29 protein-coding genes and 1 pseudogene are annotated in these 25,231 nt (G+C 73.3%); 18 read left to right on the forward strand and 12 right to left on the reverse strand.

Translation table 11 applies throughout. The features are described 5' to 3' along the window. Window positions 1-10 precede the first annotated feature (10 nt). From BUS84_RS22855 to BUS84_RS22865, 3 genes are all read left to right on the forward strand, one after another. Window positions 11-1,465, forward strand: coding sequence for a PAS domain-containing sensor histidine kinase (locus BUS84_RS22855; RefSeq protein WP_074315437.1), 1,455 nt, complete (start codon window positions 11-13; stop codon window positions 1,463-1,465). A gap of 55 nt (window positions 1,466-1,520) precedes the next feature. Further along, window positions 1,521-1,937: an ATP-binding protein gene (locus BUS84_RS22860; RefSeq protein WP_244298892.1), complete on the forward strand. Its 417-nt coding sequence runs from the start codon at window positions 1,521-1,523 to the stop codon at window positions 1,935-1,937. A 61-nt stretch (window positions 1,938-1,998) separates the two neighbouring features. Continuing rightward, complete coding sequence (locus BUS84_RS22865; RefSeq protein ID WP_074315441.1) at window positions 1,999-2,886, forward strand: DUF5926 family protein; 888 nt, start codon at window positions 1,999-2,001, stop codon at window positions 2,884-2,886. Between the two features lie 15 nt (window positions 2,887-2,901). Here the strand turns inward: BUS84_RS22865 and BUS84_RS22870 are convergent, their stop codons facing one another. Then, entirely contained in the window at window positions 2,902-4,119 is a 1,218-nt protein-coding gene (locus tag BUS84_RS22870; protein WP_074315443.1) for an arginine deiminase, read from the reverse strand. A gap of 163 nt (window positions 4,120-4,282) precedes the next feature. Between BUS84_RS22870 and BUS84_RS22875 the strand changes: the two genes are divergently transcribed. From BUS84_RS22875 to pheA, 5 genes are all read left to right on the forward strand, one after another. Continuing rightward, window positions 4,283-5,023 (forward strand): hypothetical protein, encoded by a 741-nt coding sequence (locus tag BUS84_RS22875; protein ID WP_074319026.1) that lies wholly within the window; start codon window positions 4,283-4,285, stop codon window positions 5,021-5,023. A 160-nt stretch (window positions 5,024-5,183) separates the two neighbouring features. Further along, a complete protein-coding gene (locus BUS84_RS22880; RefSeq protein WP_074315445.1) occupies window positions 5,184-5,642 on the forward strand; it encodes a hypothetical protein in 459 nt (152 codons plus the stop codon). Between the two features lie 75 nt (window positions 5,643-5,717). Then, window positions 5,718-6,107 (forward strand): ACT domain-containing protein, encoded by a 390-nt coding sequence (locus tag BUS84_RS22885; protein ID WP_074315447.1) that lies wholly within the window; start codon window positions 5,718-5,720, stop codon window positions 6,105-6,107. Between the two features lie 226 nt (window positions 6,108-6,333). Next, a complete protein-coding gene (locus BUS84_RS22890; RefSeq protein ID WP_425293501.1) occupies window positions 6,334-6,828 on the forward strand; it encodes a hypothetical protein in 495 nt (164 codons plus the stop codon). 10 nt (window positions 6,829-6,838) lie between these two features. After that, the gene (gene pheA / locus BUS84_RS22895; protein ID WP_074315449.1) at window positions 6,839-7,795 is read left to right on the forward strand and encodes a prephenate dehydratase; all 957 of its coding nucleotides are present in this window, start codon (window positions 6,839-6,841) and stop codon (window positions 7,793-7,795) included. 48 nt (window positions 7,796-7,843) lie between these two features. On the opposite strand, the gene BUS84_RS22900 is transcribed toward pheA, so the two are convergent. From BUS84_RS22900 to BUS84_RS22910, 3 genes are all read right to left on the reverse strand, one after another. Further along, window positions 7,844-8,566 carry an AIM24 family protein gene (locus BUS84_RS22900; RefSeq protein WP_074315451.1) on the reverse strand — a complete coding sequence of 241 codons (723 nt, stop codon included), beginning with the start codon at window positions 8,564-8,566 and terminating at the stop codon, window positions 7,844-7,846. 114 nt (window positions 8,567-8,680) lie between these two features. Beyond that, window positions 8,681-9,028: a metallopeptidase family protein gene (locus tag BUS84_RS22905; RefSeq protein ID WP_208869721.1), complete on the reverse strand. Its 348-nt coding sequence runs from the start codon at window positions 9,026-9,028 to the stop codon at window positions 8,681-8,683. Window positions 9,029-9,177: 149 nt separating this feature from the next. Next, window positions 9,178-9,609 carry an OsmC family protein gene (locus BUS84_RS22910; RefSeq protein ID WP_074315453.1) on the reverse strand — a complete coding sequence of 144 codons (432 nt, stop codon included), beginning with the start codon at window positions 9,607-9,609 and terminating at the stop codon, window positions 9,178-9,180. Window positions 9,610-9,740: 131 nt separating this feature from the next. Here BUS84_RS22910 and BUS84_RS22915 point away from each other — a divergent pair, with 131 nt between their 5' ends. The 3 genes from BUS84_RS22915 (at window position 9,741) to BUS84_RS22925 (ending at window position 12,329) form a co-directional block, all read left to right on the forward strand. After that, the gene (locus tag BUS84_RS22915; RefSeq protein WP_074315455.1) at window positions 9,741-10,484 is read left to right on the forward strand and encodes a hypothetical protein; all 744 of its coding nucleotides are present in this window, start codon (window positions 9,741-9,743) and stop codon (window positions 10,482-10,484) included. A gap of 211 nt (window positions 10,485-10,695) precedes the next feature. After that, complete coding sequence (locus BUS84_RS22920) at window positions 10,696-11,517, forward strand: HAD family hydrolase (protein WP_074315456.1); 822 nt, start codon at window positions 10,696-10,698, stop codon at window positions 11,515-11,517. Then, window positions 11,517-12,329: an HAD family hydrolase gene (locus BUS84_RS22925; RefSeq protein WP_074315458.1), complete on the forward strand. Its 813-nt coding sequence runs from the start codon at window positions 11,517-11,519 to the stop codon at window positions 12,327-12,329. The genes BUS84_RS22920 and BUS84_RS22925 overlap by 1 nt, the downstream gene beginning before the upstream one ends. A 19-nt stretch (window positions 12,330-12,348) precedes the next feature. Here BUS84_RS22925 and BUS84_RS22930 read toward each other — a convergent pair whose 3' ends face one another. Continuing rightward, on the reverse strand, window positions 12,349-12,951 hold the full coding sequence (locus BUS84_RS22930; RefSeq protein WP_074315460.1) for a bacterial proteasome activator family protein: 603 nt from the start codon (window positions 12,949-12,951) through the stop codon (window positions 12,349-12,351). Window positions 12,952-13,035: 84 nt separating this feature from the next. Between BUS84_RS22930 and BUS84_RS22935 the strand changes: the two genes are divergently transcribed. Continuing rightward, window positions 13,036-13,833, forward strand: coding sequence for an alpha/beta hydrolase family protein (locus BUS84_RS22935; RefSeq protein WP_074315462.1), 798 nt, complete (start codon window positions 13,036-13,038; stop codon window positions 13,831-13,833). An 80-nt stretch (window positions 13,834-13,913) separates the two neighbouring features. After that, entirely contained in the window at window positions 13,914-15,101 is a 1,188-nt protein-coding gene (locus BUS84_RS22940) for an ABC transporter substrate-binding protein (RefSeq protein ID WP_074315464.1), read from the forward strand. A gap of 76 nt (window positions 15,102-15,177) precedes the next feature. Here BUS84_RS22940 and ddaH read toward each other — a convergent pair whose 3' ends face one another. Continuing rightward, window positions 15,178-16,011, reverse strand: coding sequence for a dimethylargininase (gene ddaH, locus BUS84_RS22945; RefSeq protein ID WP_342198510.1), 834 nt, complete (start codon window positions 16,009-16,011; stop codon window positions 15,178-15,180). 59 nt (window positions 16,012-16,070) lie between these two features. Between ddaH and BUS84_RS22950 the strand changes: the two genes are divergently transcribed. Together BUS84_RS22950 and BUS84_RS22955 are read left to right on the forward strand one after the other, a co-directional pair. Further along, a complete protein-coding gene (locus BUS84_RS22950) occupies window positions 16,071-16,529 on the forward strand; it encodes an Lrp/AsnC family transcriptional regulator (RefSeq protein ID WP_074315467.1) in 459 nt (152 codons plus the stop codon). A gap of 267 nt (window positions 16,530-16,796) precedes the next feature. Then, on the forward strand, window positions 16,797-17,753 hold the full coding sequence (locus tag BUS84_RS22955) for a zinc-binding dehydrogenase (protein WP_074319029.1): 957 nt from the start codon (window positions 16,797-16,799) through the stop codon (window positions 17,751-17,753). 8 nt (window positions 17,754-17,761) lie between these two features. On the opposite strand, the gene BUS84_RS22960 is transcribed toward BUS84_RS22955, so the two are convergent. The 3 genes from BUS84_RS22960 to mobA all read right to left on the reverse strand — a co-directional run bounded on the left by BUS84_RS22960 (window position 17,762) and on the right by mobA (window position 19,960). Then, window positions 17,762-18,868 carry a T3SS (YopN, CesT) and YbjN peptide-binding chaperone 1 gene (locus tag BUS84_RS22960; protein WP_074315469.1) on the reverse strand — a complete coding sequence of 369 codons (1,107 nt, stop codon included), beginning with the start codon at window positions 18,866-18,868 and terminating at the stop codon, window positions 17,762-17,764. Window positions 18,869-19,040: 172 nt separating this feature from the next. Further along, on the reverse strand, window positions 19,041-19,307 hold the full coding sequence (locus tag BUS84_RS22965) for a DUF6457 domain-containing protein (RefSeq protein ID WP_074319030.1): 267 nt from the start codon (window positions 19,305-19,307) through the stop codon (window positions 19,041-19,043). Beyond that, window positions 19,304-19,960 carry a molybdenum cofactor guanylyltransferase gene (mobA, locus tag BUS84_RS22970; protein WP_074315471.1) on the reverse strand — a complete coding sequence of 219 codons (657 nt, stop codon included), beginning with the start codon at window positions 19,958-19,960 and terminating at the stop codon, window positions 19,304-19,306. The genes BUS84_RS22965 and mobA overlap by 4 nt, the downstream gene beginning before the upstream one ends. Before the next feature lie 94 nt (window positions 19,961-20,054). Between mobA and fdhD the strand changes: the two genes are divergently transcribed. Then, window positions 20,055-20,909, forward strand: a complete 855-nt coding sequence (fdhD, locus tag BUS84_RS22975) for a formate dehydrogenase accessory sulfurtransferase FdhD (protein WP_074315473.1) — start codon at window positions 20,055-20,057, stop codon at window positions 20,907-20,909. Window positions 20,910-20,917: 8 nt separating this feature from the next. Here the strand turns inward: fdhD and BUS84_RS22980 are convergent, their stop codons facing one another. The 3 genes and pseudogenes from BUS84_RS22980 to BUS84_RS22990 all read right to left on the reverse strand — a co-directional run bounded on the left by BUS84_RS22980 (window position 20,918) and on the right by BUS84_RS22990 (window position 23,112). Then, window positions 20,918-21,613: a GAP family protein gene (locus tag BUS84_RS22980; protein WP_074315475.1), complete on the reverse strand. Its 696-nt coding sequence runs from the start codon at window positions 21,611-21,613 to the stop codon at window positions 20,918-20,920. A gap of 156 nt (window positions 21,614-21,769) precedes the next feature. After that, a complete protein-coding gene (locus tag BUS84_RS22985) occupies window positions 21,770-22,042 on the reverse strand; it encodes a hypothetical protein (protein WP_074315477.1) in 273 nt (90 codons plus the stop codon). A gap of 25 nt (window positions 22,043-22,067) precedes the next feature. Next, window positions 22,068-23,112, reverse strand: a pseudogene (locus tag BUS84_RS22990) (DUF4192 domain-containing protein). A 194-nt stretch (window positions 23,113-23,306) separates the two neighbouring features. On the opposite strand from BUS84_RS22990, the gene BUS84_RS22995 reads away from it, so the two are divergent. Together BUS84_RS22995 and moaA are read left to right on the forward strand one after the other, a co-directional pair. Then, a complete protein-coding gene (locus tag BUS84_RS22995; protein ID WP_074319031.1) occupies window positions 23,307-24,221 on the forward strand; it encodes a fructosamine kinase family protein in 915 nt (304 codons plus the stop codon). Beyond that, window positions 24,218-25,231 carry a GTP 3',8-cyclase MoaA gene (gene moaA, locus BUS84_RS23000; protein WP_074315479.1) on the forward strand — a complete coding sequence of 338 codons (1,014 nt, stop codon included), beginning with the start codon at window positions 24,218-24,220 and terminating at the stop codon, window positions 25,229-25,231. Before BUS84_RS22995 ends, moaA begins: the two co-directional genes overlap by 4 nt.

Here is a 25,231-nt window from a genome sequence, read left to right on the forward strand (position 1 = left end):
GACTCGGCACATGCCGGAGCGTATCGACTTCCCCGCTCTCATCGCCGGCCACACCGTCGTGATCGAGATGATCAACTCTGGCGACGCCGGCCTGCCGGTCCTCACCCAGCTGCTACGGGTGGCCCAGCCGGCGCTCGGCGCGGCCGGCATGGCGTTCGCCGAGTTCGGCCCGACCGGTGGCCGGGTGATCGCCGCGACGGGGGCGGCGGAGTGGATCCTCGGCCGCCCGCTGGGGGCCGACGACCCGGACACTGTCTGCCTGCTCTCCGGCGCCCGGGTCCGCCAGGCCCGGGTCGCCCACCTCAGCGGCAAGCTCGCCGACGAGCTGGCCGGCTGCGGCCTGCGACGGATGGCGGTCTCCCGGGCCGAGATCGGCGGTCACATCGTCGGCAGCCTGCACGCGCTCTACCGGAGCGACGAGGAGCCGAGCGCCGAGCAGCAGGGGGTGGTCGCCTACCTCGCCTCCTGCATAGCGCACATGTACGGCGACCAGACCGGGTTGCCCGTGCACGGCGACGGGCCGGTGGTGGCGGCACTCGCCGACGGGCTGGCCGTGGTCGACCGGGACGGGCACGTCCGACTCTGGAACCCGGCCGCCGCCCAGGTCACCGGCCGGACGGCCGAGCAGGCTCTGAGCCGTCCGCTGCCGTTTCCACTGCCGCCGTCCGGCCAGGTCCGCGACCACCGTCTGCCGGACGGGCGCTGGCTGCGGATCACCTCCGGCGAGCTGCCCGGCCCGGGCACGCTGCGGGTGGTCACCTTCCGCGACATCACCGACCAGCAGCGCCGGGACCACGACCGCGAGCTGTTCGTCGCGGTGACCAGCCATGAGCTGCGCACCCCGGTCACCGTGATCAAGGGGTACGCGGACACCCTCACCGACCACTGGGATTCGTTGATCGAGTCCGACCGGAGGCAGGCCGCCCGGGTGATCGGGCAGCGCGCCAACGAGCTGGCCCGGCTGGTCGACCGACTGCTCTCCTCGGCCGCCGAGGCGGGGCCGGGGGACGACCCGCCCACCCCGTTCGACCTCGGCGAGGCGCTGCGCGCCGCGGTCGTCGACCTGCCGGCGGAGCTGCGCCGCCGACTGGTGCTCCGCCTCCCGGCCGACCTGCCCAAGGCCCTCGGCCACCGGCCCAGCCTGGTCACCGTGCTGACCGAGCTGACGACCAACGCCGGCAAGTACTCGGCCCCGAACGCGCCGATCGAGATCACCGCCGCGGTCGATGGTCAGCTGGTCGCGTTCCGGGTCAGCGACCGGGGCATCGGCATCCGCCCGGAGCACGTGGAGCGGGCGTTCGATCGGTTCTGGCAGGGCGAGTCCGGCGACCGGCGCGGCTACCCGGGAGCGGGGCTCGGACTCTATCTCGTCCGCCGGATCGTTGAACAGCAGAATGGATGGGTATCCCTACGTCCGAGGGCCGGCGGCGGTACGGTCGCAGAGGTGCGGCTGCCGCGCGGTTGACCGGCGGTGGCGTGACGTGGAGGCGACGGTGGCAGCGAAGGAACGGGCATGGTGCGTGGTGGTCCCCCACCATCCCACCGGGGCACGGCTGGCCCGGCACCGGCTCGCCGACGACCTGGCGGACGTCGTACCCCCGACGCTCCTCGCGGACCTGATCGCGGTGCTCGCCGAGCTGGTGGGCAACGCGGTGCGGCACGCCCGACCGCTGCCCGGCGGGGTGGTCCGGGTGGCCTGGCGGTTGCGGCCCTCCGCCGACGGTCCGCGGATCCAGCTGCGGGTGACCGATGGCGGCGCGGGCACCGGGCCACGGATCCGGACGGCCAACCCCGACGCGGCGGATGGCCGAGGGCTGCACATCGTGGCCGGCCTGGCCACCCGGTGGGGCGTCGAGCGGGACGGTCTGGGCCAGCGCGTCTGGGCGGAGTTCGAACCGGCCCCGGCACCCCGGCCCGACCTGGTGCCGGCGGGCTGAGCGACGTCTCGGGGCGGGTCCCGCCCACGACGAGCCGGTCGGGCCTCTAGGCTGTGACGCCGTGAGCAAGCGTCGAAAGAGCCAGCGCGTCGCCGCGGACACCGCCCCCCGTCGGGACAAGGTGCGAGACATCTTCGTGCCCCGACCGTTCGAGGGGTTGGTCGACGAGCCCGAATGGATCGCGCTGCGCGAGCTGGTGCCCGCCGCGTCCGCGCCGCTGCGACTGGCGCCCACCCTTGTCGAGGAGTTCGGGGACCGGCCGGTCACGTTGGCCACGGTGCTGCCGATGGCCGCCCCGGCCATCACCAAGCCGGATGGCCGGGTGCTGATCGGTCTGCAACGACACCAGCAGTCCGGCGACGTCTCCCGGGACCTGGCCGAGGCGCTGCTCTGCGCGCTGCGGACCGAGCCGGGCGGCCAGGTGGCCGTACCGCCGCTGCCCGGCCCCGGCCCCCGGCTGCAGGACGTCCTGGTGGACGGCCCACTGGAGATCACCATGCACGACGGGTTCGAGTTCTGGCTCGACCCCGGCGCCACGGACGACCCGACCGTGCAGGCGTCGCTGGAGCGGGCGAACGCGGCCATCTACCCGACGGTGCGGCTGACCGCGGCGAAGGCCGCGTACTGGTGCCAGGTCCCGGAGAAGGCGCACGTGCGCTGGGTGCTGCCGGACGAGGAGGACAGCGCCCTCGACGCGCTGGCCCGGCTCGGCGCGGCTGGCACACTGCCGCTCGGCGAGCAGACCCGGTTCGCCGGCATGTTCCGCGCGCACGGTCGGCTGGTGCCGGTCTGGGACCTGCCGGAGGAGACTCCGGCGGCCGACTGGGAGGACCCGGTGGCGCAGTTCGCCAAGCGGTACGCCGAGGCGCTCGCCGCCACCGACCCGCTGGACGCCGCCGGCCGGCGGGCCCGTCAGGGGCTGCTCGGTCGCCAGCTCACCCTCCGCTGAGCGCGGCCGGCCCGTTCACCCGGCGACGGGCAGCGGGTCGCGGGTGATCGGGCAGGACATGCAGCGCGGGCCGCCCCGGCCGGAGCCCAGCTCCGAGCCGGCGATCGGGATCACCTCGATGCCGGCCCGCTCCAGCTGGGCGTTGGTCTCGGTGTTGCGCTCGTAGCCGACGCAGAGCCGGGGTGCCAGGGCGAGGGTGTTGTTGCCGTCGTCCCACTGCTCGCGTTCCGCCGTGACCGGGTCGAGCCCGGTGTCGATGACCCGGAGCTGGTCGAGGTCCATCGCGTCAGCGGCGGCCCGCAGGAAGGGCGCGGGTCCGTCCACCCGCGGGTCCTCGCCGTCCGCGCCAGCGATCACGGTGTACGCGGAGAGCGTGCTGGCGACGTTGGGATACATCAGCACGGCGTCCACGTCGACCATCGTGCAGACGGTGTCCAGGTGCATGGTGGCGCGCTCCTGGGCGATCGGCACCACCAGGATGGTGTGGGCCAGCCCGGCGGCGAAGACCTGCCGGCCGAGGCGTTCCGCACCGGCCGGGGTGGTCCGCTCACCCACCCCGACCGCGAGCACCCCGGGGGCGACCAGCAGCACGTCCCCGCCCTCCAGGTGCTCAAGGTGCGGGCTGTAGACGAACTCGGTGCCGGCGAAGCGCGGGTGATGGCGGTAGATGGCGTCGGTGAGGGTGGTCTCCCGGCGGCGGGCCGGCATGGCCAGGCTGGTCACTCCGACCCGGTCGCCGATCCACAGCGACGAGTCGCGGGTGAAGAGCAGGTTGGGCAGCGGGTCGATGACGAAGTCGTGCCGGTCCATCAGGGTGTAGACCAGGCCGCCCGGCCGTTCCGAGCTGATCCGCAGTTCCTCGTGCGCCAGCCCGGCGATGAGCACGTCGGCCAGCGCGACCGGGTCCAGGTAGGAGAGGTGGTCGGCGACCCGGGCGCGCAGGGTGTCGCCGAGCCGGCGCGAGCGCAGCACCTGCTCGGTGAGTTCGGCCCGGGCGTCCGCGACGGCCAGCGTCTCGGCCAGCAGGGTGGCCAGGTAGAGCACCTCGACGCCGCGCTCGCGCAGCGCGGCGGCGAACGCGTCGTGTTCCTCCTGGGCGCGGCCGACCCAGGGGATCGCGTCGAACAGGAGTGAGTCGTTGTTGCGGGGGGTGAGCCGGGCCAGTTCCGGGCCGGGCCGGTGCAGCAGTACGGTGCCGAGCCGGCCGACTTCGCTGTCGACGTAGTGGGTCACCCTCGCAGCGTAGGGCAGGGTTTGGCGGCATCCGAGAAAAGAACTGTGGATGAATATGGCATTCATCCACAGTCACTCCGGCGTTCCGGCTTGCCGAACACGGGGAGTGTCAACGTAGGGTAGTGGGGACATAACTTCGAGGGACCTTTTGCCGGAGGTCGCGATGACTGTCTTTCCCGCACGACGAGCCGTACCGCCCGCCCGGGCACTGCCGCCCGTCGCGGTGCCCCATCCCCGCGTCGAGTCGCCGGGTGCTCTCGCACCCGTCCGTCCGACACCGCTCGAATGGGCCCGCCGTCGTCGGGCCGAGCGGGGCGCCCGGAGGCTGGAGGCGGCCGGAGCACGGGCCCTGGGCCAGCTCGACCATCTCGGGCCTGCCTGGCACGTCATCGAGTGGCCCCGCACCGACGTGGCCGACGTCCTGCTCGACCGTGGCCAGGACGAGCGCGCCGGGTTCCTCGCCATCGGGCCGAGCGGCCTGTTCGCGGTGACCATCGCCGACCACGGCCGGGCCCGCGTGCTCGTCGCGGGGGACGTCGTGCAGATCAACGGCAAGCGACCGCCGTACGTGGCGGAGGCCCGCCGGGACGCCAAGCGGGCCAGCAAGGCCCTCTCCGCCGCGGTGCAGCTGCCCGTGCCGGTGACGCCGGTGCTGACCTTCGTCGGCTCCGGCGTGATCAGCGTCTACGGCCTGCCGAAGGACTGTCTGATGGCCACGCACCGGGAGCTGGACCGGCTCCTCGTGGCCGGCGGCAGCCGGATCAGCCCCGCCACGGCCGAGAAGCTGTCCCGGGTCGCGCAGCACCCCGGCACCTGGCTGAACGGCACCTACCGTCCAACCGCCGACTACCGGTGGTATGACGAGGGCCGAACGGCCGCTGACAAGCCGGCCAACCGCCGGTAACGTCACCGGCGACGCCACGCGGCTCCGGTCCCCCGTCCAATCCACCGGCTCCCGCGCCGTCGCTGGCCGCCCCGGCTCAGGCAGTGCGGCCCGGTGCGCTCGGTGGTTCCGTCGGCGACCCGCTAGCGTGGACAGTCCGTCGGTGTACATAGGAGGCTCGGTGGCCCACGTCGAACTCTCGCTCTCGGAAGTGTTCGTGCCGACGGCGCGGGCCTCGACAGAGCCGGAGTCCGACAACTTCGGCCAGTGGTCCTCGACGGTCAGCCGGGCCGATGAGCCGTGCCTGCTGATCGACGCCGAAACCCGGGTGATTGCGATTTCCACGGCCGGCTGCGAGCTGCTCTGCCTGGGCGAGCCGGACGATCTGATCGGGCGGCCGCTGCTCGATGGCGGGCTGCGCCTGCTCGACTTCACCGCCAACCGGGGCGAGCTGACCGAGGCCGAGATCGACAAGATCCCGCCCCTGCTGGCGCTCTCGTCCGGCCGGCTCGCCCGCGGTCTGCTCCGGGTGCAGGCGGCCTCGGCGGACAGCTCCGACGCGACCGTCGACGCGATCTCCACCCCGGTGCTCGCCGACGGCGCCGTAGCCGGCTCGCTCACCTTTTTCTCCGAGGTCTGACCTGCGACGGAGTGTGTCGTTCGCCGCACGCGGCGATGCTGGGACGGGTCGGCACCGAGGCCGTAAGGTGCCCTCATGCTCGATATCGCTCTGCTGCCAGGGGAGTACGCCGTGTGCCGGTTGGCCGCCGGCTCCACCCTGCCGCACGCGTTGTCGAGCGGGCTGGGCCACGCCGACGTGGTCACCGTGAGCTGGACCGCCGACGGGATCTCGGTGATCTGCCCGACCGAGCGGGCCCCCGCGCAGGCCGTCGTGGAGACCGTCTGGCGCTGCCTGCGGGTCGCCAGCCCGGTGGACGTGCCCGGCACCAACACCCTGGCCGCGCTTGTCGACCCGCTCGCGGAGGCCCGGGTCAGCGTGGTCACGTTCTCCACCTTCGATACCGACTACCTGCTGGTGCCGGCCGTGCGGTTGACCGAGGGCACGGCCGCGCTGGAGCGTGCCGGGCACCGCATCCTCGGCTGAGCTTCACCCGGCCGGCCGCTCCCCCTACGATGGGCTCGGCCACCCCGGCCACGACGACGTTCTCCGATGTCCCGAGGATCGGCCCGTGCCGTTCACCCCGCCCCGCCGCGCGTCCACCCCACCGCGGGCGACGACCCACGCCCTACCGGCGACCCCCGATCCGGCGGCTGTCCGCGACCCGGTGGCGAGCCGCGCGCTACCCACGACCCGGGTCCTGCGGGCGGCGATCGCGCTGCTCGCCATCGGGGTGCTGACGGGCTGCGGCGCCCCACCCGGGTTGCGGCAGCCGTCCGACGCGCCGACCGGAACCGGAGCCCCGACGACACCCGGCCCGACCGGCACCCCCAGCGCCGCGCCCGTCACCCCGCCGGTCGGCACCGCGACGGCCACCCCGGACGCCGGACTGGTCGCGACGGCCTGCCGGAACGGGCCGACCGGGCAGCGGGTGGTGCAACTGCTGCGCGGTCGGGCCGGCGTGCTTCCGGACAGCGTCCGCGTCCGGGTCCGCACCGGGCCACTCTGCGCCGCCGACTGGCAGTTCACCGTGCTGGAGGTGACCGGGCACGAGGAACTCCAGGTCGTCACCCGGGGTCGGGCCGCCGCGCCGGTGCTGGTCACCGCCGGCACCGACGTGTGCACCATCGAGGTACGGGCCGCCGGTCCGGTTGGGATCCGGGCGCTCGCCTGCGACGCCGGGCCGGTCGTCGGGCCGGGTGCGTAGGCTGGTCGGCATGCCAGGAACACCGCCGACGCGCTTCGTTTACCTCGGCCCGGAGGGCACCTTCGCCGAGCAGGCGCTGCGCACCGTCCCCGCCGCCGAGCGCGGCAACCGTACGCCCGCCCGCAGCGTCGGCGAGGCGCTGGACAGCGTTCGGGCCGGGGACGCCGACGCCGCGCTGGTGCCGCTGGAAAACTCGATCGGCGGCGCGGTCGGTGTCACCCTCGACGAGATGGCCGAGGGCGAGCCGCTGGTGATCACCCGGGAGGTGATCCTGCCGGTGGAGTTCGTGCTCGGTGCCCGGCCGGGCACCCCCCTGACCTCGGTCCGCACCGTGGCGGCCCACCCGCAGGCGTCCACCCAGTGCCGGGGCTGGCTGCGCGACCACCTGCCCGACGCGGTGGTGGTCGACGTGCTCTCCAACGGTGCGGCCGCCGCCGGCGCCGGGGCGGGCGAGTACGACGCCGCGATCTGCGCGCCGATCGGCGCGGCCCGACACCGCCTCGCGGTGCTCGCCGACAAGATCGCCGACCATCCCGACGCGGTGACCCGGTTCGCGCTCGTCTCCCGTCCCGGGCCGCCCCCGCCGCCGACCGGCGACGACCTCACCTCACTCGCGGTCTACATCGCCCACGACCGGGTCGGCGCGCTGTTGTCGGTGCTGATGGAGCTGGCCGTGCGGGGAGTCAACCTGACCCGGATCGAGTCCCGCCCGACCGGCGAGGCGCTGGGCCGGTACGTCTTCTTCCTGGACTGCACGGGGCACGTGGCCGACGTGCGGCTCGGCGAGGCGTTGCAGGGCCTACGTCGGGTCTGCGCCGACGTCCGCTTCCTGGGCTCGTACCCCCGGCACCGTTGGGCCGAGGCGGCGGGCGAACGGCCGGTGCCGGCGCCGGCCGGCCTCTCCGACGTCGACTACGCCGACGCGGCGGCCTGGCTGGCCCGGCTGCGCAGCGGCGAATTGAGCTGACCGGACGGCGCCGGCGCACCCGGGACCGGGAGCGCCGGCACCTCGTGGTCAGCTCAGCAGACCGCCGAGCAGGCCACCCTCCTGCTGCTGCGTGCCGCTACCCATGATCGGCGGCTCCTCGGAAGGCTGTACGACCACGAAGCCCTGGCCGGCGAAGCTCATCGTGAAGGACTCGCCGGTGCGACGGCCGAGGAGCGTGCCGAGGCCGAGCTGCTCGGCCCGGTGGTAGCCGGTCTGGAGGTTGGCCGACCAGCAGACCGCGGCCTGTGGGTCGACGTACGTCGGGGCGTCCACGTTCAGCACCACCGGCGTGCCCCTGGTGGTGATGGCGATCCGGCCGTAGCCGGTGAACACGCAGTTGAACAGGCCGGACGACGAAGCCATCCCGGCGCCGCCGACCATCCTGATGTCGTACTGGAGGGTGGAGTCGAAGGCGAGCACGCTGGAGCCGTTGATGGAGAGCGAGTCGCCCGGCTCCAGGTCGATGATGTGCACGTCCTTGGCCAGCTCGGCGAGGAAGACGTCCCCCTGGCCGGAGACCTTCATGAGCGGGACGCCCTCGCCGGTGAGCTTCTGCTTGAGGAACTTGCCGAGCCCGCCCGAGCCAAGCGCCTGGAACTGCACCTGCCCCTGGTAGGCGACCATCGACCCGACCCGGGCCATCGCCTCGCCGTTGAGCTCGATCTTCAACATCTTGGAGTTCTGCAGCCGCATGCCGGGCTGTGCGGACTCCTTCTCCAGATTCTCCGCGGAGAACAGCTCGCTGCGCATGAAAGGTGCCTCCTGAAAAGGTCGCGGTCGCTGCACCGACGGTAGGCGACCAGGGCAACCACGGGCCATCAGCCGAGTGGCGCGGCGGGTCGGGCGGGTGGCGACCGGCGGGGCTCAGCCCCAGCCCAGCGCGTGCAGACGCGCGTCGTCGATGCCGAAGTGGTGGGCGATCTCGTGCACCACGGTCACCGCCACCTCGTCGACGACGTCCTCGTCGTTGTCGCAGATCCGCAGGATCGGGCGGCGGTAGATGAGGATCCGGTCCGGCAGAACGCCCGAGTAGTCCCAGCCCCGGTCGGTGAGCGCGTGCCCCTCGTATAGGCCCAGCAGGTCGGGCTCGCCCGGCGGGGGGTCGTCCTCGACCAGGATCACCACGTTGCTCATCAGGCCGAGCAGTTCCTCGGGCACCTCGTCGAGGGCGTCGCCGACCAGCTCCTCGAAGCGTTCGCGAGTCATCTCCACCGGCACCCCACCCATTCTGCCCGACCCCGTGCCGGCCGACGGGTCACGATGAGCGGCCCTGGCGGGATCCGCGCGTTCACGGAGAGAGCGGCCGCCCGGGAGCGGGCGGAGACCCTGTCCGTGAACGTGCGGCGTGCGGGTCGGTCGGCTCAGGAGGCCAGGCGGGCGGTGAGGGTGATCTCGGCGCCCGGCGACAGCAGACGGGAGATCGGGCAGTTGGCCTTGGCGGCCTCGGCGAGCTTCTGGAACTCCGCGTCGTCGATGCCCGGCACCTGGCCGACGGTCTCCAGGTCGATCCGGGTCACGGTCATCCCGGTGTCGGTCTTGTCCAGGTGGACCTTGGCGGTGGTCTCGACCGAGGTGGGCGTCGAGCCGGCGTCGGCGAGAGCCTTCGAGAACGCCATCGAGAAGCAGGCGGAGTGCGCGGCGGCGATCAGCTCCTCGGGGTTGGTGCCCTCGCCCTCTTCGAAGCGCGACTTGAAGGAGTATTTGCCCGACAGGCCGCCCTTACCGGTGCGGACGGTGCCCGACCCCTCGGTGAGATTGCCCTGCCATTGTGCGGAAGCGGTACGGATAGGCATGACCAGAACGCTAGCGGAAAGGCGGCCGGCGAGCGACCGGCCTGCGCCCATGCCCGCCCTGCGATTCCGGTCACCACCCGCCGGCTGTGCCATGATTCGACGCAGGCCCGTGACCGGCGGAAGGATGGCCGATGTCCGAGGAGCTGCCGATCCCCCGGCAAGGCGACCGGTCGGATGCCCCGGCCGTGTTGGAGTGGGGTGCCGACGATCCGAGCCGGCCGCGCCGGTTCGGCCGATCCCTGGCCGGTTTCACCCGCGACCCCCGGGTGCCTCTGCTGCTCGCCGGGCTCGGCGCGGTGGCCGGGGTCGCCTCGCTGGTCGGGGAGTGGCTCGTGATGACCCTGCCGAACAGCGGCCCGGAGGGAAACACGACGATCGAGGTGCCCGTCGGGATTTCCGAGGTTGGCGGCCTGGGCGTCGGTTACCTGGTCGGGCTGCTCGGCCTGGTCTGCGCCGTCGCGCTGGCGTTGCGGGGCACGGCGGCCGTCCGGCCGAACGCCCGGGTGGCCGGGCTCACCCTCACCGGTGCACTGCTGGCGCTGCTGGCCGCTGCCACGGGCACGCTCGACGACCCCGGTCAGCGCAGCGTCTACTTCTCCCCGCAGGACGGTTTCGAGGTCGAGTACGGTCGCGGCCTGGTGATGGCGTTCGTCGCCTGCGTGCTGCTCGGTCTCGCGCTGCGGCTGGCAGCGGCCGCTCCGATCGGCGCACCGGCCGGGCCGATGGAGGACGACCGGGCCGGGGACGATGCGGCGGGATGGGGCTGGCGCCGCCGTCGGGACCGCGATCCCGTCGACGAGGACGACCTGCCCGCGCCGGCCGACCTGACCGTCGCCCCGGCCGTCCCGTTCGCCCGCCCCGAACCCCCGGCCTGAGCCGCGCCGGAGGCGCGATCGGGTGCTCTGCTCGCACCGTCTGACCTGCGATCCATGGACACCGGCAGGGCCCCGCGCGTTGGCGTCCGATTCGCCGGGAAGCCATGGTTGGGACCTGTTCCGCGAGGTACGGTTGCTGCCCGCCGTCACGCCGGGTCTCGGCCCCAGTACCGCATGGCAGGCTGCGACGGCGGCGGGCGAAGGAGGAACGATGACCCGCCCGGGACTACCCAAGCTGATCGCGACCGACCTTGACGGGACGTTGGTTCGCAGCGACGACACCGTTTCCGCGTACACCCATGGGGTGCTCGACCGGGTGCGGGCCGCCGGCATTCCGGTGGTCGGCGCGACCGGGCGCGGACCGCGGCTGACCGAGCTGACCCGCAACGACATCCGGGCCGCCGACTTCCTGGTGATGGCCGGCGGCGGGTGGGTGGTCGACCAGAGCGACCCGACCGGCCCGGTGGTGCTCCGTGAGGAGCGACTGGCCGGCGAGGTGCTGGCCCGGCTGCTCGCCGAGCTGGAGGCCGAGGTCGGTCCGCTGACCGTCATGGTCGAGGCGTCCGACGAGCACGACGCCCCGCTCTGGGGCGACTACCACGCGAGCTGGCCCTACCCGGACAGGTTCGAGGCGCGTACCCGCGCGGAATGCCTCTCCGGTGATGTGATCAAGGCCTTCGCCCGGACCGGCGACCACCACGTGGACGAACTGCTGGCCGTGGCCCGCCGGATCGTTCCGCCGCAGGTCGCCACACTCACCCAGGCCGGACTCGGCTTCATCGAGATCTGCCCGCCCGGGGTGGACAAGGCGACGGGGCTGACCGTGGTCGCGCAGACCCTCGGGGTCGACCCCGCCGACGTGCTGGTCTTCGGTGACATGCCCAACGACCTGCCGATGTTCGAGTGGGCCGGCTGGTCCCGGGTGGCGGTGGCCAACGCGCACCCCGCCGTCCGTGCCGCCGCCGACGAGGTGACCCTGCGCAACGACGACGACGGAGTGGCGGTGTACCTGGACCGACTACTGTCCCGGTGATGGGAGAGACACCCCGGCTCATCGCCACCGACATCGACGGCACGTTGATCCGCGACGACCACACGGTCAGCGCGCGCACCGCCAGCGTGCTCGCCCGGATTTCCGGGCAGGGCACACCGGTCGTGCTGGTCACCGGCCGTCCGGTCCGCTGGCTGAAGCTGGTGTACGACCAGCTGGCCGAGCCGCTGCCGGCGGTCTGCGCCAACGGCGCCGTGGTCTACGACCCGGTACGCGACGAGGTGCTGCGCGCCGACCCGCTCGCCCCGCAGCACCTGGCCGAGGTGGCCGAGCGGCTGCGTGCCGAGGTCCCCGGCATCGCCTTCGCCGTGGAGATCCTGGACAGCCGGGAGATGCGCCACGAGGGGCGGTACCCGCTGCGCTGGGACGCCGACCACGAGGCGATCCGCCTGGTACGGACGCCGGAGGAGCTGCTGTCCGTACCGGCGGTGAAGCTGCTCGTGCGGGCCGGCGAACAGGACCCGGACGCCTTCGTCGAACTGGTCGCCGCGGCGGTGGCCGGCCTGGCCGAGGCGACGCACTCGTCGAACTCCGGGCTGGTGGAGATCTCCGCGGCCGGGGTGACCAAGGCGGCCGGGCTCGACTGGTACTGCGACCGGCTCGGCGTGGCGGCGGCGGATGTGCTGGCCTTCGGCGACATGCCCAACGACGTACCCATGCTGAGCTGGGCCGGGCGTGGCGTGGCGGTGGCCAACGCGCACCGCGCCGTCCTGGCGGTCGCCGACGAGGTGACGGCGGCGAACACCGAGGACGGCGTGGCGGCGTACCTGGAGAAGATCTTCGGGGTGGGCTGACCGGGCCGGAGCCCGACGGTCAGAGGTACTGGCCGGTGTTGTGCCCCTCGCCACCGGCCGGCTGGCCGACGCCCGGCATCCCCGGCACGATCCCCCCGGGACCGCTGGGCAGCGCCTGCCGGCCGCCGCGCATCTGCTCCAGCTGGACCCGGGCGGCCATCTGCTGGGCGACCAGGGCCGCCTGGATGCCGTGGAACAGGCCCTCCAGCCAACCGACGAGCTGGGCGTGCGCGATCCGCAGCTCGCTCTCGCTCGGGGCCTGGTCCTCGGTGAAGGGCAGCGAGATCCGCTCCAACTCGTCGCGCAGCTCGGGCGCGAGGCCGTCCTTGAGCTCGACGATGGACCGCTCGTGGATCTCGCGCATCCGGTTGCGGCTGGCGTCGTCCAGTGGGGCGGCCTTGACCTCCTCCAGCAACTGCTTGATCATGCTGCCGATCCGCATCACCTTGGCCGGCTGCTCGACCAGGCGGGTCGGGTCCTCGCCCTGCCCCTCCTCGGTCTGCACCGTGCCGATCGGCCGGCCGTCCGGGCCGACCACCACCACGGTGCCGGAGTGGCCGGAGTCGTCGCGGTCGGGCTCGTCGTTCTGTGCAGCGGAGTGCGCTTCGGTCATGGGGTCCATCTTTACCCAGCGGGCGCAACCCATGCCGCCCGGGACCGACTCCCGGGCCCGAACCACCCGGGCGGGGCGCGCTACCGTCGCGCCATGCCTGCCGACCCGCGCGCCGTGCTGACCCGGCCCGCCCCGGAGCCCGATCGGACCGTGGCGTACGGCGACCACCCCGACCAGGTGGCCGACCTACGGCAGCCGGCCGGCGCCGGCCCGGCGCGACCGCTGGTCGTGGTGGTGCACGGCGGCTTCTGGCGGGCCGAGTACGACCGGCGCCACACCGGGCCGCTGGCGGCCGCGCTCGCCTCCGCCGGCCACCCGGTCGCGCAGCTGGAGTACCGGCGCACCGGGCAGCCGGGCGGCGGCTGGCCGGGCACCATGACCGACGTGCTGACCGGGGTCGCCGAGCTGCCCGCGCTGGCCGCCGAGGCGCTGCCCGGCCGCGTGACCCGGGCCGCCCCGATCCTGATCGGTCACTCCGCCGGGGGCCACCTGGCGCTGTACGCGGCGGCCACCGCACCCGCGACGGTGGGCGGCGTGCTCGCCCTGGCACCGGTGGCCGACCTGGCCGAGGCGTACCGGCAGGATCTGGACTCGGGCGCGGTGGCCGCGCTGCTCGGCGGCGGCCCGGCGCAGGTGCCGGACCGGTACGCGGCGACCGATCCACGGTCGTTGGTACCGACTCGGACACGGACAGTAGTGATGCATGGCTCGGCGGACCAGCAGGTGCCGGTGACGATGAGCCGGGACTTCGTCGCAACGGCACGTGCCGCAGGATCCGATATCTCCCTTGTCGAGCTGCCCGGATGCGAGCATTTCGGGCTGATCGACCCGGAGTCCCCGACCTGGCCCCAGGTCCTCGTTATGTTGCGGTCCCTGCACGATGATCACTAGCCATTGACGCAGCGTCGCGGAGCAGGTAGAACGCCGGAGGGGCGGCGTTCTGCCCTGCAACGCTTTTGGGAAGGAACTCGGTGTCGCAGATGAATCGCAGGCGGGCGCTCCAGCTGTTGGCCGCGCTCGGTACGACCGGATTCGCCGCCGCGTGCGGCTCCGACACCGACGACCAGTCGACCGCCGACCGGGGCCCAATCAAGATCGGTCTGATCACGCCGCAGGCCGGCGGCTTCAAGAGCATCGGTGACGACATCACCAACGGCTTCCAGCTCTTCCTCGACCTGCACGGCCAGCGGCTGGGCGGGCACCCGGTGGAGCTGCTGACCGCCGACGAGGGTGAGACCGCCAAGACCGGCAAGGCCGCCGTCGACGACCTGCTCAAGCAGGGCGTGCTGGCGCTCACCGGCGTGGTCAACTCGGCGGTGATGGTCGGCATCCGGGACACCGTCGAGCAGGCCCGCGTCCCGCTGATCGGCTCCAACGCCTCGCCGAGCAGCCTGCAGAGCGTCTTCTACATCTGGCGGACGTCCTACGTGCTGGACGAGGCCGGCCGTGCGCTGGGCCGCTACCTGCGCGACCAGCTGCCGTCGAACGGCCGCATCGCGATCATCATGCCGGAGAACGTCGGCAGCCCGGACGTGGTGCGGGGCTTCCGGCAGGAGTTCGGCGCCAGCGACCCGCGGATCGGCGACCCGGTGACCAACACCAACCCCACCCCCAACCCCGGGAAGAACACGTACGTCGCGGACATCCGCAGGGCGCTGACCAAGAAGCCGACGGCGGTCGTCTGCTTCTACGCCGGCACGGCGGCGGTGGAGTTCATCAAGCAGCTGCGTGACCAGTTCTCCGGGCCGGTGTACGCACCCGGCTTCCTCACCGAGGGCGCCGTGCTGGAGAGCATGGACAAGGACGCGCTCGGCATCCAGACCGCGCTGAACTACTCGGCCGACCTGAACAACACGTCCAACCGGGTCTTCGCCTCGGCCTACCGCAAGAAGTATCAGGTCACGCCGACCACCTACGCGATGGCGTCGTATGACGCGGCGCAGGTGCTCGACCAGGCGATCCAGCTGACCGGCGGATCACCCACCCCCCAGCAGGTCAACCTGGCGCTGGGCAAGATCGGCCAGATCGACAGCCCGCGCGGCATCTGGCAGTTCAACCAGCCGCGCACCCCGCAGCAGAAGTGGTACCTGCGCGAGGTACAGCGCGACGGTCAGGTCATGTCGAACGTGCTGATCAACGAGCTGGCCACGCTGGGCTGAGCGCCCACCAGGAGCAAGGTCAGGGGCCGGTCTCCCGAAAGGGAGGCCGGCCCCCGACGTACGCGGCGGTTTCCGGTCAGTGCCGGAGTTCGGCGATGCAGCACTTCACGCTGCCGCCGCCCTTCTTCAGCTCGGCCAAATCGACCGGGACCGGGGTATAGCCGGCGGCCTTGAGCTTGCCGGCCAACCGGGTGGCCTCACTGTTGAGCACCACGTTCGCGCCGTCGCTGACCAGGTTGAGCCCGAAGGCCATCGCGTCCTCGTCGTCGGCGATCACCGCGTCCGGGAAGAGCTGGGTGAGCACCCGCTGGCTGGCCGCGGAGAAGGCGCCGGGGAAGTAGACGATGTTCGAGTCGTCGATGGAGGCGAGCGCCACGTCCAGGTGGTAGAAGCGGGGGTCGATCAGGCGCAGCGACACCACCGGCCGGCCCAGCGCCTCCTGCGCCTCGGCGTGCGCCGGGATCTCGGTGCGGAAGCCGTGCCCGGCCAGGATGAGCCCGCCGTGCGCCTCCGGCACGTACGCGAAGTCACCCTCGCCCTCGTTGGTCTCGCTCGGGGCGATGAACCGCCAGGCCTGCGACTCGTAGAAGGCATGGTGCAGGGCGGCCTCGGCGGCCCGCTGCTCATGCTTGAACCGCGCGCCGTAGACGCTGCCGTCCACCACGAAGGCGCCGTTGGCGGCGTACACCATGTCGGGCAGGCCACGCTCGGGGGTGAGCAGATGCACCTCGTGGCCGAGGCCGACCAGCGTGTCGCGCAGCCGGTCCCACTGCTTGACGGCCAGTTCCCGGTCGACCGGGGTGGTCACGTCCATCCACGGATTGATCGCGTACTCCACCGCGAAGTGCTCGGGCGAGCACATGAGATATGTCCGCTTTCGCGGGACTCGCTGCTGGTTCACGTTCACCAAGAGTAGGTACCGTTGAACTTTGGTAACAGCCACAACCATTGCTTCCCAGAGGCGGAACGTTGCAGATAGACGCGGTAGACCAGCGGATCATTGCGTTGCTCGTCGCCGACGCCCGCGCGTCGTACGCCGACATCGGCACCCGGGTGTCACTCTCCGCCCCGGCGGTCAAGCGCCGGGTCGACAGATTGCGCGCCACCGGCGTGATCAGGGGATTCACGGCGGTGGTTGATCCGGCGGCCGTCGGCTGGACCACCGAGGCGTTCGTCGAGCTGTTCTGTGCCGGCCGAACCACCCCGGCACAGATCGGTGTGGCGGCCCGCCGGCACCCGGAAGTGGTCGGCGCGTACACCGTCTCCGGCGAGGCGGACGCACTGGTGCACCTGCGCGCCGCCGACATCGCCCACCTGGAGGCGGCGCTGGAGCGGCTACGCGCCGAGTCCTTCGTGACCTCCACCCGCAGCACCATCGTGCTCTCCCGGCTGGTCGAATCCCCCGGCGTCGGCCCCTCCACCCGCTGACCGGACCCGCTCGGCCGCTCACGGCTGCCCGGGTCGGAGATCTGGAACGGGACGATCGATGGGAACGGGAACGACTGGGGCCCCGTCCAACCGCGGTGGCCCCTTCCCAACCGCCGGCCACCGCAGCTTGACCCTCCCTCCCCGGCGGGTGGGGCCTGGTTCTCGGGGTTTCCGGGCCCCACCCGCCCTTGACCTCAAGCCCGGTTGAGCAGATGAACTGACGGCACAGTGGTGGGCACGACGCCCACCGTGGCCGAGGGGGATTCCATGCGGGCGGTCTGGTTACGTGAATTCGGCGGGCCCGAGGTGCTCGTGCCCAGCCCGGCACCCGACCCGACGCCCGGCCCCGGCCAGGTGCTGATCGACGTCGCGTACGCGAACATCACCTTCGTCGAGACGCAGCAGCGCTCCGGTCGCCCCGGGCCGTTCCGGGTCACCCCACCGCTGATTCCCGGCAACGGCGTCGGCGGGGTGATCGCCGCCGTCGGGCCGGACGTCGACCCCGGGCTGACCGGGCGGCGAGTGGTCAGCGCCACGGGCGGCTCCGGCGGATACGCCGAACGAGCGGCGGTGGAGGCGTCCGCGCCGATCGAGGTCCCGGCCGGGCTGGCGCTGGACGCGGCGGTCGCGCTGCTGGCCGACGGACGTACCGCCACGATGCTGATCGAGGCGGTCGGCGTCCGCCCTGGAGACCGGGTGCTGGTGGAGGCCGCGGCGGGCGGGGTGGGCAGCCTGCTCGTGCAGCTCGCGGCCCAGGCCGGTGCGCGGGTGATCGGCGTGGCCGGCGGGCCACGCAAGGTGGACCTGCTGCCCGGACTGGGTGCCGATCTGGCGGTCGACTACCGCGCGCCGGGCTGGGCCGACCGGATCCGGGACGCGGTGGGTGGGATCGACGTGGTGCTCGACGGTGTCGGCGGGCCGGTCGCCCAGACGGCGTTCGAGCTGCTGGCCCCGGGTGGCCGCATGGTCAGCTTCGGGCTGGCCAGCGGCCAGTGGTCACCGGTGTCCGCGGAGGCCGCCACCGCACGGCAGGTCACGCTGGTCCGGCCGGACGTGCCGCCCGCGCGGCTGCGGGCGTACACCGGTCGGGCGCTGGCGGAGGCGGCGGCCGGCCGGCTGCGGCCACTGATCGGGCAGCGTTTCCCGCTGGAGCGGGCCGCCGACGCGCACGCCGCCATCGAGGCCCGCTCGACGGTCGGCAAGACCCTGCTGGACGTCTCCTGAAACCGGGCTCAGAGGTACATGCCGGTGCGGTGCTCGGACTCGTCGCGGCGGACCGGCTTGTCGCCCTCGCCAAAGAACCGCTTGCCGCCGAACTCGCCGTGCAGCCGGTCGTCCAGCTCGTCGGCGAGCCCCGTCATCACCTGCACGGCCAGCATGAGGTGGGTGGCCTGGAAGTTGCGGCCGAAGACCGGGATGGACGCCCAGACCGTGTCGTCGGCGCAGTAGAGGCGGCCGATCGGCATCCGATTGGTCAGCTCGGAGAGCTTGACGTAGAGCCGCTCGGTCGGCTCCACCTCGGTGAGCACCGGAGAGAAGACGTCCACCAGAGGCGGGTTGTCCCGCACCCGGACGAAGACCATCGCCGAACCGGCGCGGATGGTGATGTCGCCATCCGAGTCGATCTGCAACCGGTCGGTGTCGGACTTCAGCATGGTGGAGACCACGGTGCGGACCCGCTCCGCCAGGTCGAGCACGTCGTCCCGCTCGACCTGCGCGGCGGCCGCCTCGGCCAGTGCCTCCTCCAGGTCGGCCTCGACGTCGGCGTCCGGACCGAACTCGCTGCGCGCGGTGCCCAGCGCCTCCACGGTCAACGGCTCGCCCTCGGCGTCGTGCACCAGGTAGACGAGGAACGCCGGGTGCGGGGCGCCGTAGACGTCGCGCAGCGTCCGGGAGAGCAGCGCCGCGATCCGGGTCGCCTCCGCCGTCGTGCCGTCCAAGCCGAAGGAGCCGCCGGAGCCGGCCACCACCCCGGGCGGGGACCAACCGAGCGCGACCATGTCCGCCACGGCGGCGCGATCCAGCCGGTAGCCCGCCGGCAGGGCGGCGTTACCGACCGCCCGGGCGGAGAGCCCGCCGTCGCCGGCCACGTCGACGCTGATCGAATAGACGGCGTCCCCGGTCCCGGAGGCGGTGGGGTCCAGGGTCAGCTCGAGGTGCGCGCCGGCGGGAAGCTCCCGCAGCCGGACGGCGAGCGCGCGGGCGAACTCCCGCCACGCCTCCGTCACCTTGGCCCGCAGATCCGTGGTGCTCGGCTCGTCGAGCAGGATCGATTCCGCCGGCTCGGCCGTACCGCCGGGCAGCTCATTGTTCGGCGCCGAGGGGTGGTCAGCCGTCATGATCGCCTCCGTCCGTCACGATCACCCTACCCACGCCGTCCGGACGTCGAATCAGCCCGGACCGGGATCGGACAACCGCACGGCCCGGCACGAATCCGCGACGGTTCTCATCCGTGCGGAGGCTGCCTGGTCCGGGCGCTCCGCAGCCCCCGCCCCGATGGTCGCCCGGCGGTCAGACCGCCGACGGATCGGCGGGATCGGCACCCAACTCGACCGGCCACGTGGCCGCGAGAGCGCTGAGCCGGGCGGCGGCGTCCGCCGGGTCGGCGCCCCGGCCCACCGCCAGCCCCAGCAGGTACGCGGAGACCGGCGCACCCGGTCGCAACACCTGGTGGGCGACGTCGCGGGCCAGGTCCAGCACCACCGGCACGGGCACCTGGGCCGGGCCCAGGTCCAGCTCGGCACAGGCCGCCGTCACCCAGTCGTCCATCACCGTCATCGCGCCCACTCCTCCGCCCGGCGTACGTCCTCGTCAGTGTCGCAGTCGAACCAGGGCGGCGGGCCGTCACCGGACCAGGGCACCTCGCGCACGACGAGGCCGGCCAGCAGCGCCCGGACCGGAGCCCCGGCGAGGCTGCCGCCCCGCTCGGCCGTCAGCCGGTCCAGCCCGGCACGCAGCGCGGCAACCCGCCACACCCCGCAGAGCGACTGCCGCCGCCCATCCGCGTCGACGAAGCACGCCCCGTCGGGTAGCCGCTCCGGCCCGACGTCGCTGGAGCCGCTCGCCGAGGCGGCCGGTCCGGTGTGGCGGAGCGGGGCCAGATGGCTCAGCAGCTCGTCGATCGCGGCGCGGGTGAGCAGCGGCAGGTCGGCGGCGAGCAGCGCGACCAGGTTCGTCGCCGGGTCGAGCAGCGCCAGCCCGGCCGCCGCCGCGGTGACCGGTCCCCCGCCGGGCGGATCCTCGCGGGTCACCCGTACGCCGGGCGGAACTACACCTGCCGGACCGACCAGCACCCGCGGCGCGGCATCGGCGACGGCGGCCAGCACCCGGTCGCGCATCGACCGGCCGCCGACCGGGAGCGCCGGCTTGTCCACGCCGCCCATCCGTCGGGCGGCCCCACCGGCGAGCACCACCGCGGCGTACGTCCCCATCCGGCCACGGTAGCCGTGCTGGCATCCGGTCGGCGGCCGGCGCCAATGCCCGGTGGCCGTGCGGGCGTACCGACGCGGGGTGCAGGATGGCGGGATGGGACGGGCGACTGACCGACGGGGCGTACTCCGGATCGACCTGGACGCGGCGGCCGACGGGCGCGGGCCCGTGCGCCGTCCGGACAGCCTGGCGGTGGAGGAGCCGCTGGAGATCCGGGTGGGCCCGGCCGGGCCGGGCCGGCGGCGGCCGCTCGCGGTCACCATGCGCACCCCCGGGGACGATTTGGACCTGGCCATCGGTTTCCTACTGACCGAGGGGCTGATCCGGTCGACCGACGACGTGCAGACCGCGCAGCTCTGCGCCGGCGCGGAGACGCCGAACACGTACAACGTGGTGGACGTGGTGCTCGCCCCCGGGGTGCCGGAGCCCACCACCGACCCGTCCCGGAACTTCTACACGACCAGCTCCTGCGGGGTCTGCGGCAAGGCCAGCATCGACGCGGTCCGCACCCGTTCGCTGTTCCCGGTGGCGGCGGACCCGCTCACCGTGCCGGCCGCCCTGCTCGCCGAGCTGCCGGACCGGCTGCGCGCCGGCCAGCGCGGCTTCGACCGGACCGGTGGGCTCCACGCTGCGGGGCTGTTCACGCCCACCGGGGAGCTGGTGGTGCTCCGGGAGGACGTGGGCCGACACAACGCCGTGGACAAGGTGATCGGCTGGGCGGTGCGGGAACGGCGGCTGCCGCTGGCCGGGCACCTGCTGCTGGTCTCCGGCCGGGCCAGCTTCGAACTGACCCAGAAGGCGTGGATGGCCGGAGTGCCACTGCTGGCCGCGGTCTCCGCGCCGAGCACCCTCGCCGCCGAGCTGGCCGACGAGGCGGGGATGACGCTGGTCGGCTTCCTGCGCGGTAACACGATGAACGTCTACGCCCGTCCCGAACGGGTCACCATCTGATCCACCAGTCAGTCGAGCAGCCCCAGCCGGATCGCGGCGTCACGGGCCAGCAGGAAGCCGGCGATGCCGAGGATCCAGCCGAGCATGCCGCCGGAGTGCCGCACGATCCAGGCGTTGAGCCGGACCAGCACCGGCTCGACCAGACTCGGCCACGCCATCCGAGCCCCCAGCAGCAGCGCCGCCGGCAGCACCATGACCAGGCAGTAGCCGGCGAGCAGCCCCACGATCTCCGCCACGCCGAGCTCGGAGGTGGTCAGCAGGCCGACCGCGCCGAGGTACGGCAGCATCGTCGCCACCTCCGCGAGCGCGGCGAGTAGCGCCAGCCCCACCAGCCATCGCGCCGAGGAGTCGCCGGCGGTGACCCGGTCCCGCCAGCGCAGCACACCGCCGCCGCGCGGGCGTCGTTTGCCGTCGTAGCGGAAGCTGAGCGCGAACAGCCCGATCCCGAGGACGAGCTGCGCCCAGAGCACCGGCCGGTTGTCAATCGCCCCGCCGAGTACCTCGGCCAGCCGGCTGCCGCCCACGGCGAGCAACAGCCCCACGGCGAAGTAGAAAACGGCGATCGTGCCGAGGTAGACGAGGATCCGTCGGGCGTTGACCGTCCCGGGCGCGAGCAGCAACCAGACCGGGATGAAGAGGGTGCCGATGCTGGTGCTGTCGACTAGGGCCAGGCCCGCGAGCGAAAACAGCAGTCCGACGCTCATGTGTGGCATTCGTCGGGTAGGGGCACCTGATGATTGTCCGGTGGCGCCTGCTCTGCCGAGTCGGCCGCAGACAGGAGAAACGGGTACATCGTTCGGACCACACCGAAGGTCCCGATCGACTGCCAGCCGTCCGGGCGCCGGAGAGGCAACCGCTCGTCAGTCCAGTTCGAGGATGCTCCAGTCGGCCGGCAGGACCTTCGCCGCCGCCCCGGGCTGCACGGTCGCGTAGTGCGCCCCGTACGTGAGCGCCGCGCGGGCGGCGTGACCGAGTGAGATAGCGCCGTCGACGGCGCGGGCCAGCTTGCCCGTGGCTCGGAGGTCATCGGCGTCGAGCGGCAGTAGGCGTACCACCGGTGCCGTCATCAGCGGGGTCAGCAGCGCGCCGCCGACCTCGTCGGCGGTGCCCGCGTAGGCGGCGGCCAGACACATGGAGGTGAGCGCTGTGCGATGCCGGTCACAGGCGGCCGCGTCGGCTCCTCCTGCGGGGGCGGACCACGCCGGGCAGACCGATCGACGGCCAGCCGTCCAGCTCGGACGGAGGCACGCCGCGCCGGAGCAGGTCGTCCAGGAGCAGGGCGAGCGAGTAGTCGGGGTGCAGGCTCAGCGTGCGCTCCAGCGCGACCGCCGCCAGCGCCCCCTGCCCCGCGCGCCAGGCGGCGAACGCCAGCAGCGCGCCCGGTGCGGCGGTCAGCTCCGACTCGGCCCGGCGCAGAACATCGGTCCAGAGCGCGATGTCGCGGTCCCGACCATCGGTGCGTTCCCAAGCGTGGTCGCGGATCGGCAGGTGCGTCAGCAGGAGGGTCAGCCAGGCCACCTCGTCGTCGTCGAGCCGTTCGCCGCGCCGTTGCCGGCGTTGCGCCTCGCGGACCGCCGCCACCCCGGCGGAGCGCAGCGCCCGGCCGCCGAGCAGGTCGCTCGCGGGCGCCCGCTCGACCAGCTCGGCCAGGCGCCGCTCGGCCCGGACGGTGGCCGCGCGCAGCGCGTCCCGCGCCGGGCCGTCCACCGGTGACACCTGCGCCACGAGGGCGGCCCGGTCGGGGAGCGCGACCTGGCCGGCGAAGACCGCCGAGGCGGTCACCTGGTTGGCCGCCGGGTCGTAGCGCCGGCCCTCGGGCGGGCAGCAGTCGGCCTCGGCGCAGAGATAGGACCACCACCTGCCGTCGGTCACCCGCAGCGCGTCCAGCACCTCCAACCCGGCCCCGGTCAGGGCGGCGCACCGCGTCCACGCTCGGCGTCACCCGGTCGGGCGGCCCGTAGCCGACCACGGTCGCGGCCTCCGCGCCCTGGTGATGGATCACCCCGGCCAGGTGCCGGGCGCGCTCGACCGGATCGGCCGACGCGTCGGGCAGGTCCGCGCGGGCGGCGAAGATGATCCGCCGACCGCGCAGCGCCACCGCGACCACGCTGTCGGCGGGGTGGAAGCCGAGCAGATACGGCACGGCGGCGAGCAGGTCGGCGGGTGAGCGGACGGCGAGCCGGGGGCGTTCGGTCGAGGTCATGCCGGGAGCCTGCGCCGGGCTTCCCCGGCTTTGCCGCCCCTGTGGACGACACGCGGCTCATCCACAGTCACTCCGCGTGTTGTGCCTGGTCAACGCTTATCCCCAGGTGCTGGAGAGCAACAGGTCGTACCGGTGGCCGACCCGATGTGTTCGGGCGGCGCCGTTGTGTCGTGGGGAGCGGTTACCGTGCGCTGATGGACCTGGCGTATCTGCGCGCGCACCCGGCACACCTGCCGACGTTTCTGACCCACCAGCGGATCAGGGAGACGCCGGTCGCCGGTGGGGACATCTGCGCCGCCGCCCGACTCACCCTGGACGACGGCCACTCGGTCTTCGCCAAGTCCTGGCCCGAGCGGGCCGGCCGGCCGGTGCCGGAGGGCTTCTTCGCCGCCGAGGCGGCCGGGTTGCGCTGGCTGCGGGAGTCCGGTGCGGTCGCCGTACCCGAGGTGATCGTGGCGTTGCCCGACCTGCTGGCGCTCGACTGGGTGGAGCCCGGCGAGCCGACGCCGGAGGCGGCCGAGCGCTTCGGCCGGGAGTTGGCCGACCTCCACCGGGCCGGCGCACCGGCCTTCGGTGCGACCTGGCCCGGTTTCATCGGAGCGCTCGGGCAGGACAACACCACCGACGACGGCCCCTGGTCGACGTGGTTCGCCGAGCGGCGACTCGATCCCTACCTGCGGCGCTCGGTCGACGGCGGCGCGCTGAGCAGCGACGACGCCGCGCTAGTCGAGCAGGTGATCGGCCGCGCCGGCGAGTTCGGCGCCGATGAGCCGCCGGCCCGCATCCACGGCGACCTGTGGCCGGGCAACGTGCTGTGGGGCGCCGACGACCGGGCCTGGCTGGTCGACCCGGCGGCGCACGGCGGGCACCGGGAGACGGATCTCGCCCAGCTGGCGCTCTTCGGCGGCATCCCGCACCTGGACCGGGTCCTGGCCGCCTATCGGGAGAGCTGGCCGCTCCCCGACGGCTGGCGCGACCGGGTGCCGCTGCACCAACTGCACCTGCTGCTGGTGCACACCGCGCTGTTCGGCGCCGGATACCGAGATGCGGTCGTCCAGAACGCCCGCGCCGCCCTGGGCCGGCCCGAGCGCGCTACGGTCGACAGGTGAGTGTCGCCCCGCGGACCGACGGCGTCCTCGTCGACCGGTTCGGCCGGATCGCCCGGGACCTACGTGTGTCCCTCACCGACAAGTGCAACCTGCGGTGCACCTACTGCATGCCGGCCGAGGGGCTGCCCTGGCTGGCCGGTCCCGAGCTGCTCACCGACGCGGAGATCGTCCGGTTGGTCCGGGTGGCCGTCGAGCGACTCGGCGTGACCGAGGTGCGGTTCACCGGCGGCGAGCCACTCATCCGCCCCGGGCTGGTCGGCATCGTGGCCGCGGTCGCCGCGCTGGAGCCCCGCCCACGGATCTCGCTCACCACCAACGGCATCGGCCTGGACCGGCTCGCCCCGGCGCTGCGCACGGCCGGCCTCGACCGGGTGAACGTCTCGCTGGACACCCTGGACCCTGACCGTTTCACCCAGCTCACCCGCCGCCCCCGGCTGGACGCGGTGCTCGCCGGGCTCGCCGGCGCCGCCGACGCCGGGCTCAACCCCGTGAAGATCAATTCAGTGCTGATGCGCGGCGTCAACGAGGACGAGGCGCCGGCCCTGCTGCGCTTCGCCGTCGACCACGACTACCAGCTGCGGATCATCGAGCAGATGCCACTGGACGCCCAGCACGGCTGGAACCGCAGCACGATGGTCACCGCCGAGGAGATCCTCGCCTCCCTGCGTACCCGCTTCGACCTCAGCCCCGACCCGGCCGAACGCGGCGCGGCGCCGGCGGAGACCTGGCTGGTCGACGGCGGCCCCGCCCGGGTCGGCGTGATCGCCAGCGTCACCCGCCCCTTCTGCGGCGACTGCGACCGCACCCGGCTGACCGCCGACGGCCAGGTCCGCGCCTGCCTCTTCGCCACCGAGGAGTCCGACCTGCGCGCCGCGCTACGCGCCGGCGCCGACGACGACGACCTGGCCCGGCGCTGGCGCACCGCGATGTGGGGCAAGCGCGCCGGGCACGGCATCGACGACCCCACCTTCCTCCAGCCGACCCGGCCGATGTCCGCGATCGGAGGCTGA

The sequence above is a fragment of the Micromonospora cremea genome, assembly GCF_900143515.1.
Lineage (GTDB): Bacteria > Actinomycetota > Actinomycetes > Mycobacteriales > Micromonosporaceae > Micromonospora > Micromonospora cremea.

Coding starts and splice junctions, on each gene's coding strand:
- BUS84_RS22855 (WP_074315437.1), top strand. CDS start 11: ATGCCGGAGCGTATCGACTTCCCCGCTCTCATCGCCGGCCACACCGTC.
- BUS84_RS22875 (WP_074319026.1), top strand. CDS start 4,283: ATGACTGTCTTTCCCGCACGACGAGCCGTACCGCCCGCCCGGGCACTG.
- BUS84_RS22885 (WP_074315447.1), top strand. CDS start 5,718: ATGCTCGATATCGCTCTGCTGCCAGGGGAGTACGCCGTGTGCCGGTTG.
- pheA (WP_074315449.1), top strand. CDS start 6,839: ATGCCAGGAACACCGCCGACGCGCTTCGTTTACCTCGGCCCGGAGGGC.
- BUS84_RS22900 (WP_074315451.1), bottom strand. CDS start 8,566: ATGCGCAGCGAGCTGTTCTCCGCGGAGAATCTGGAGAAGGAGTCCGCA.
- BUS84_RS22910 (WP_074315453.1), bottom strand. CDS start 9,609: ATGCCTATCCGTACCGCTTCCGCACAATGGCAGGGCAATCTCACCGAG.
- BUS84_RS22915 (WP_074315455.1), top strand. CDS start 9,741: ATGTCCGAGGAGCTGCCGATCCCCCGGCAAGGCGACCGGTCGGATGCC.
- BUS84_RS22920 (WP_074315456.1), top strand. CDS start 10,696: ATGACCCGCCCGGGACTACCCAAGCTGATCGCGACCGACCTTGACGGG.
- BUS84_RS22925 (WP_074315458.1), top strand. CDS start 11,517: ATGGGAGAGACACCCCGGCTCATCGCCACCGACATCGACGGCACGTTG.
- BUS84_RS22930 (WP_074315460.1), bottom strand. CDS start 12,951: ATGGACCCCATGACCGAAGCGCACTCCGCTGCACAGAACGACGAGCCC.
- BUS84_RS22935 (WP_074315462.1), top strand. CDS start 13,036: ATGCCTGCCGACCCGCGCGCCGTGCTGACCCGGCCCGCCCCGGAGCCC.
- BUS84_RS22955 (WP_074319029.1), top strand. CDS start 16,797: ATGCGGGCGGTCTGGTTACGTGAATTCGGCGGGCCCGAGGTGCTCGTG.
- BUS84_RS22960 (WP_074315469.1), bottom strand. CDS start 18,868: ATGACGGCTGACCACCCCTCGGCGCCGAACAATGAGCTGCCCGGCGGT.
- BUS84_RS22965 (WP_074319030.1), bottom strand. CDS start 19,307: ATGACGGTGATGGACGACTGGGTGACGGCGGCCTGTGCCGAGCTGGAC.
- mobA (WP_074315471.1), bottom strand. CDS start 19,960: ATGGGGACGTACGCCGCGGTGGTGCTCGCCGGTGGGGCCGCCCGACGG.
- fdhD (WP_074315473.1), top strand. CDS start 20,055: ATGGGACGGGCGACTGACCGACGGGGCGTACTCCGGATCGACCTGGAC.
- BUS84_RS22980 (WP_074315475.1), bottom strand. CDS start 21,613: ATGAGCGTCGGACTGCTGTTTTCGCTCGCGGGCCTGGCCCTAGTCGAC.
- BUS84_RS22985 (WP_074315477.1), bottom strand. CDS start 22,042: ATGTGTCTGGCCGCCGCCTACGCGGGCACCGCCGACGAGGTCGGCGGC.
- BUS84_RS22995 (WP_074319031.1), top strand. CDS start 23,307: ATGGACCTGGCGTATCTGCGCGCGCACCCGGCACACCTGCCGACGTTT.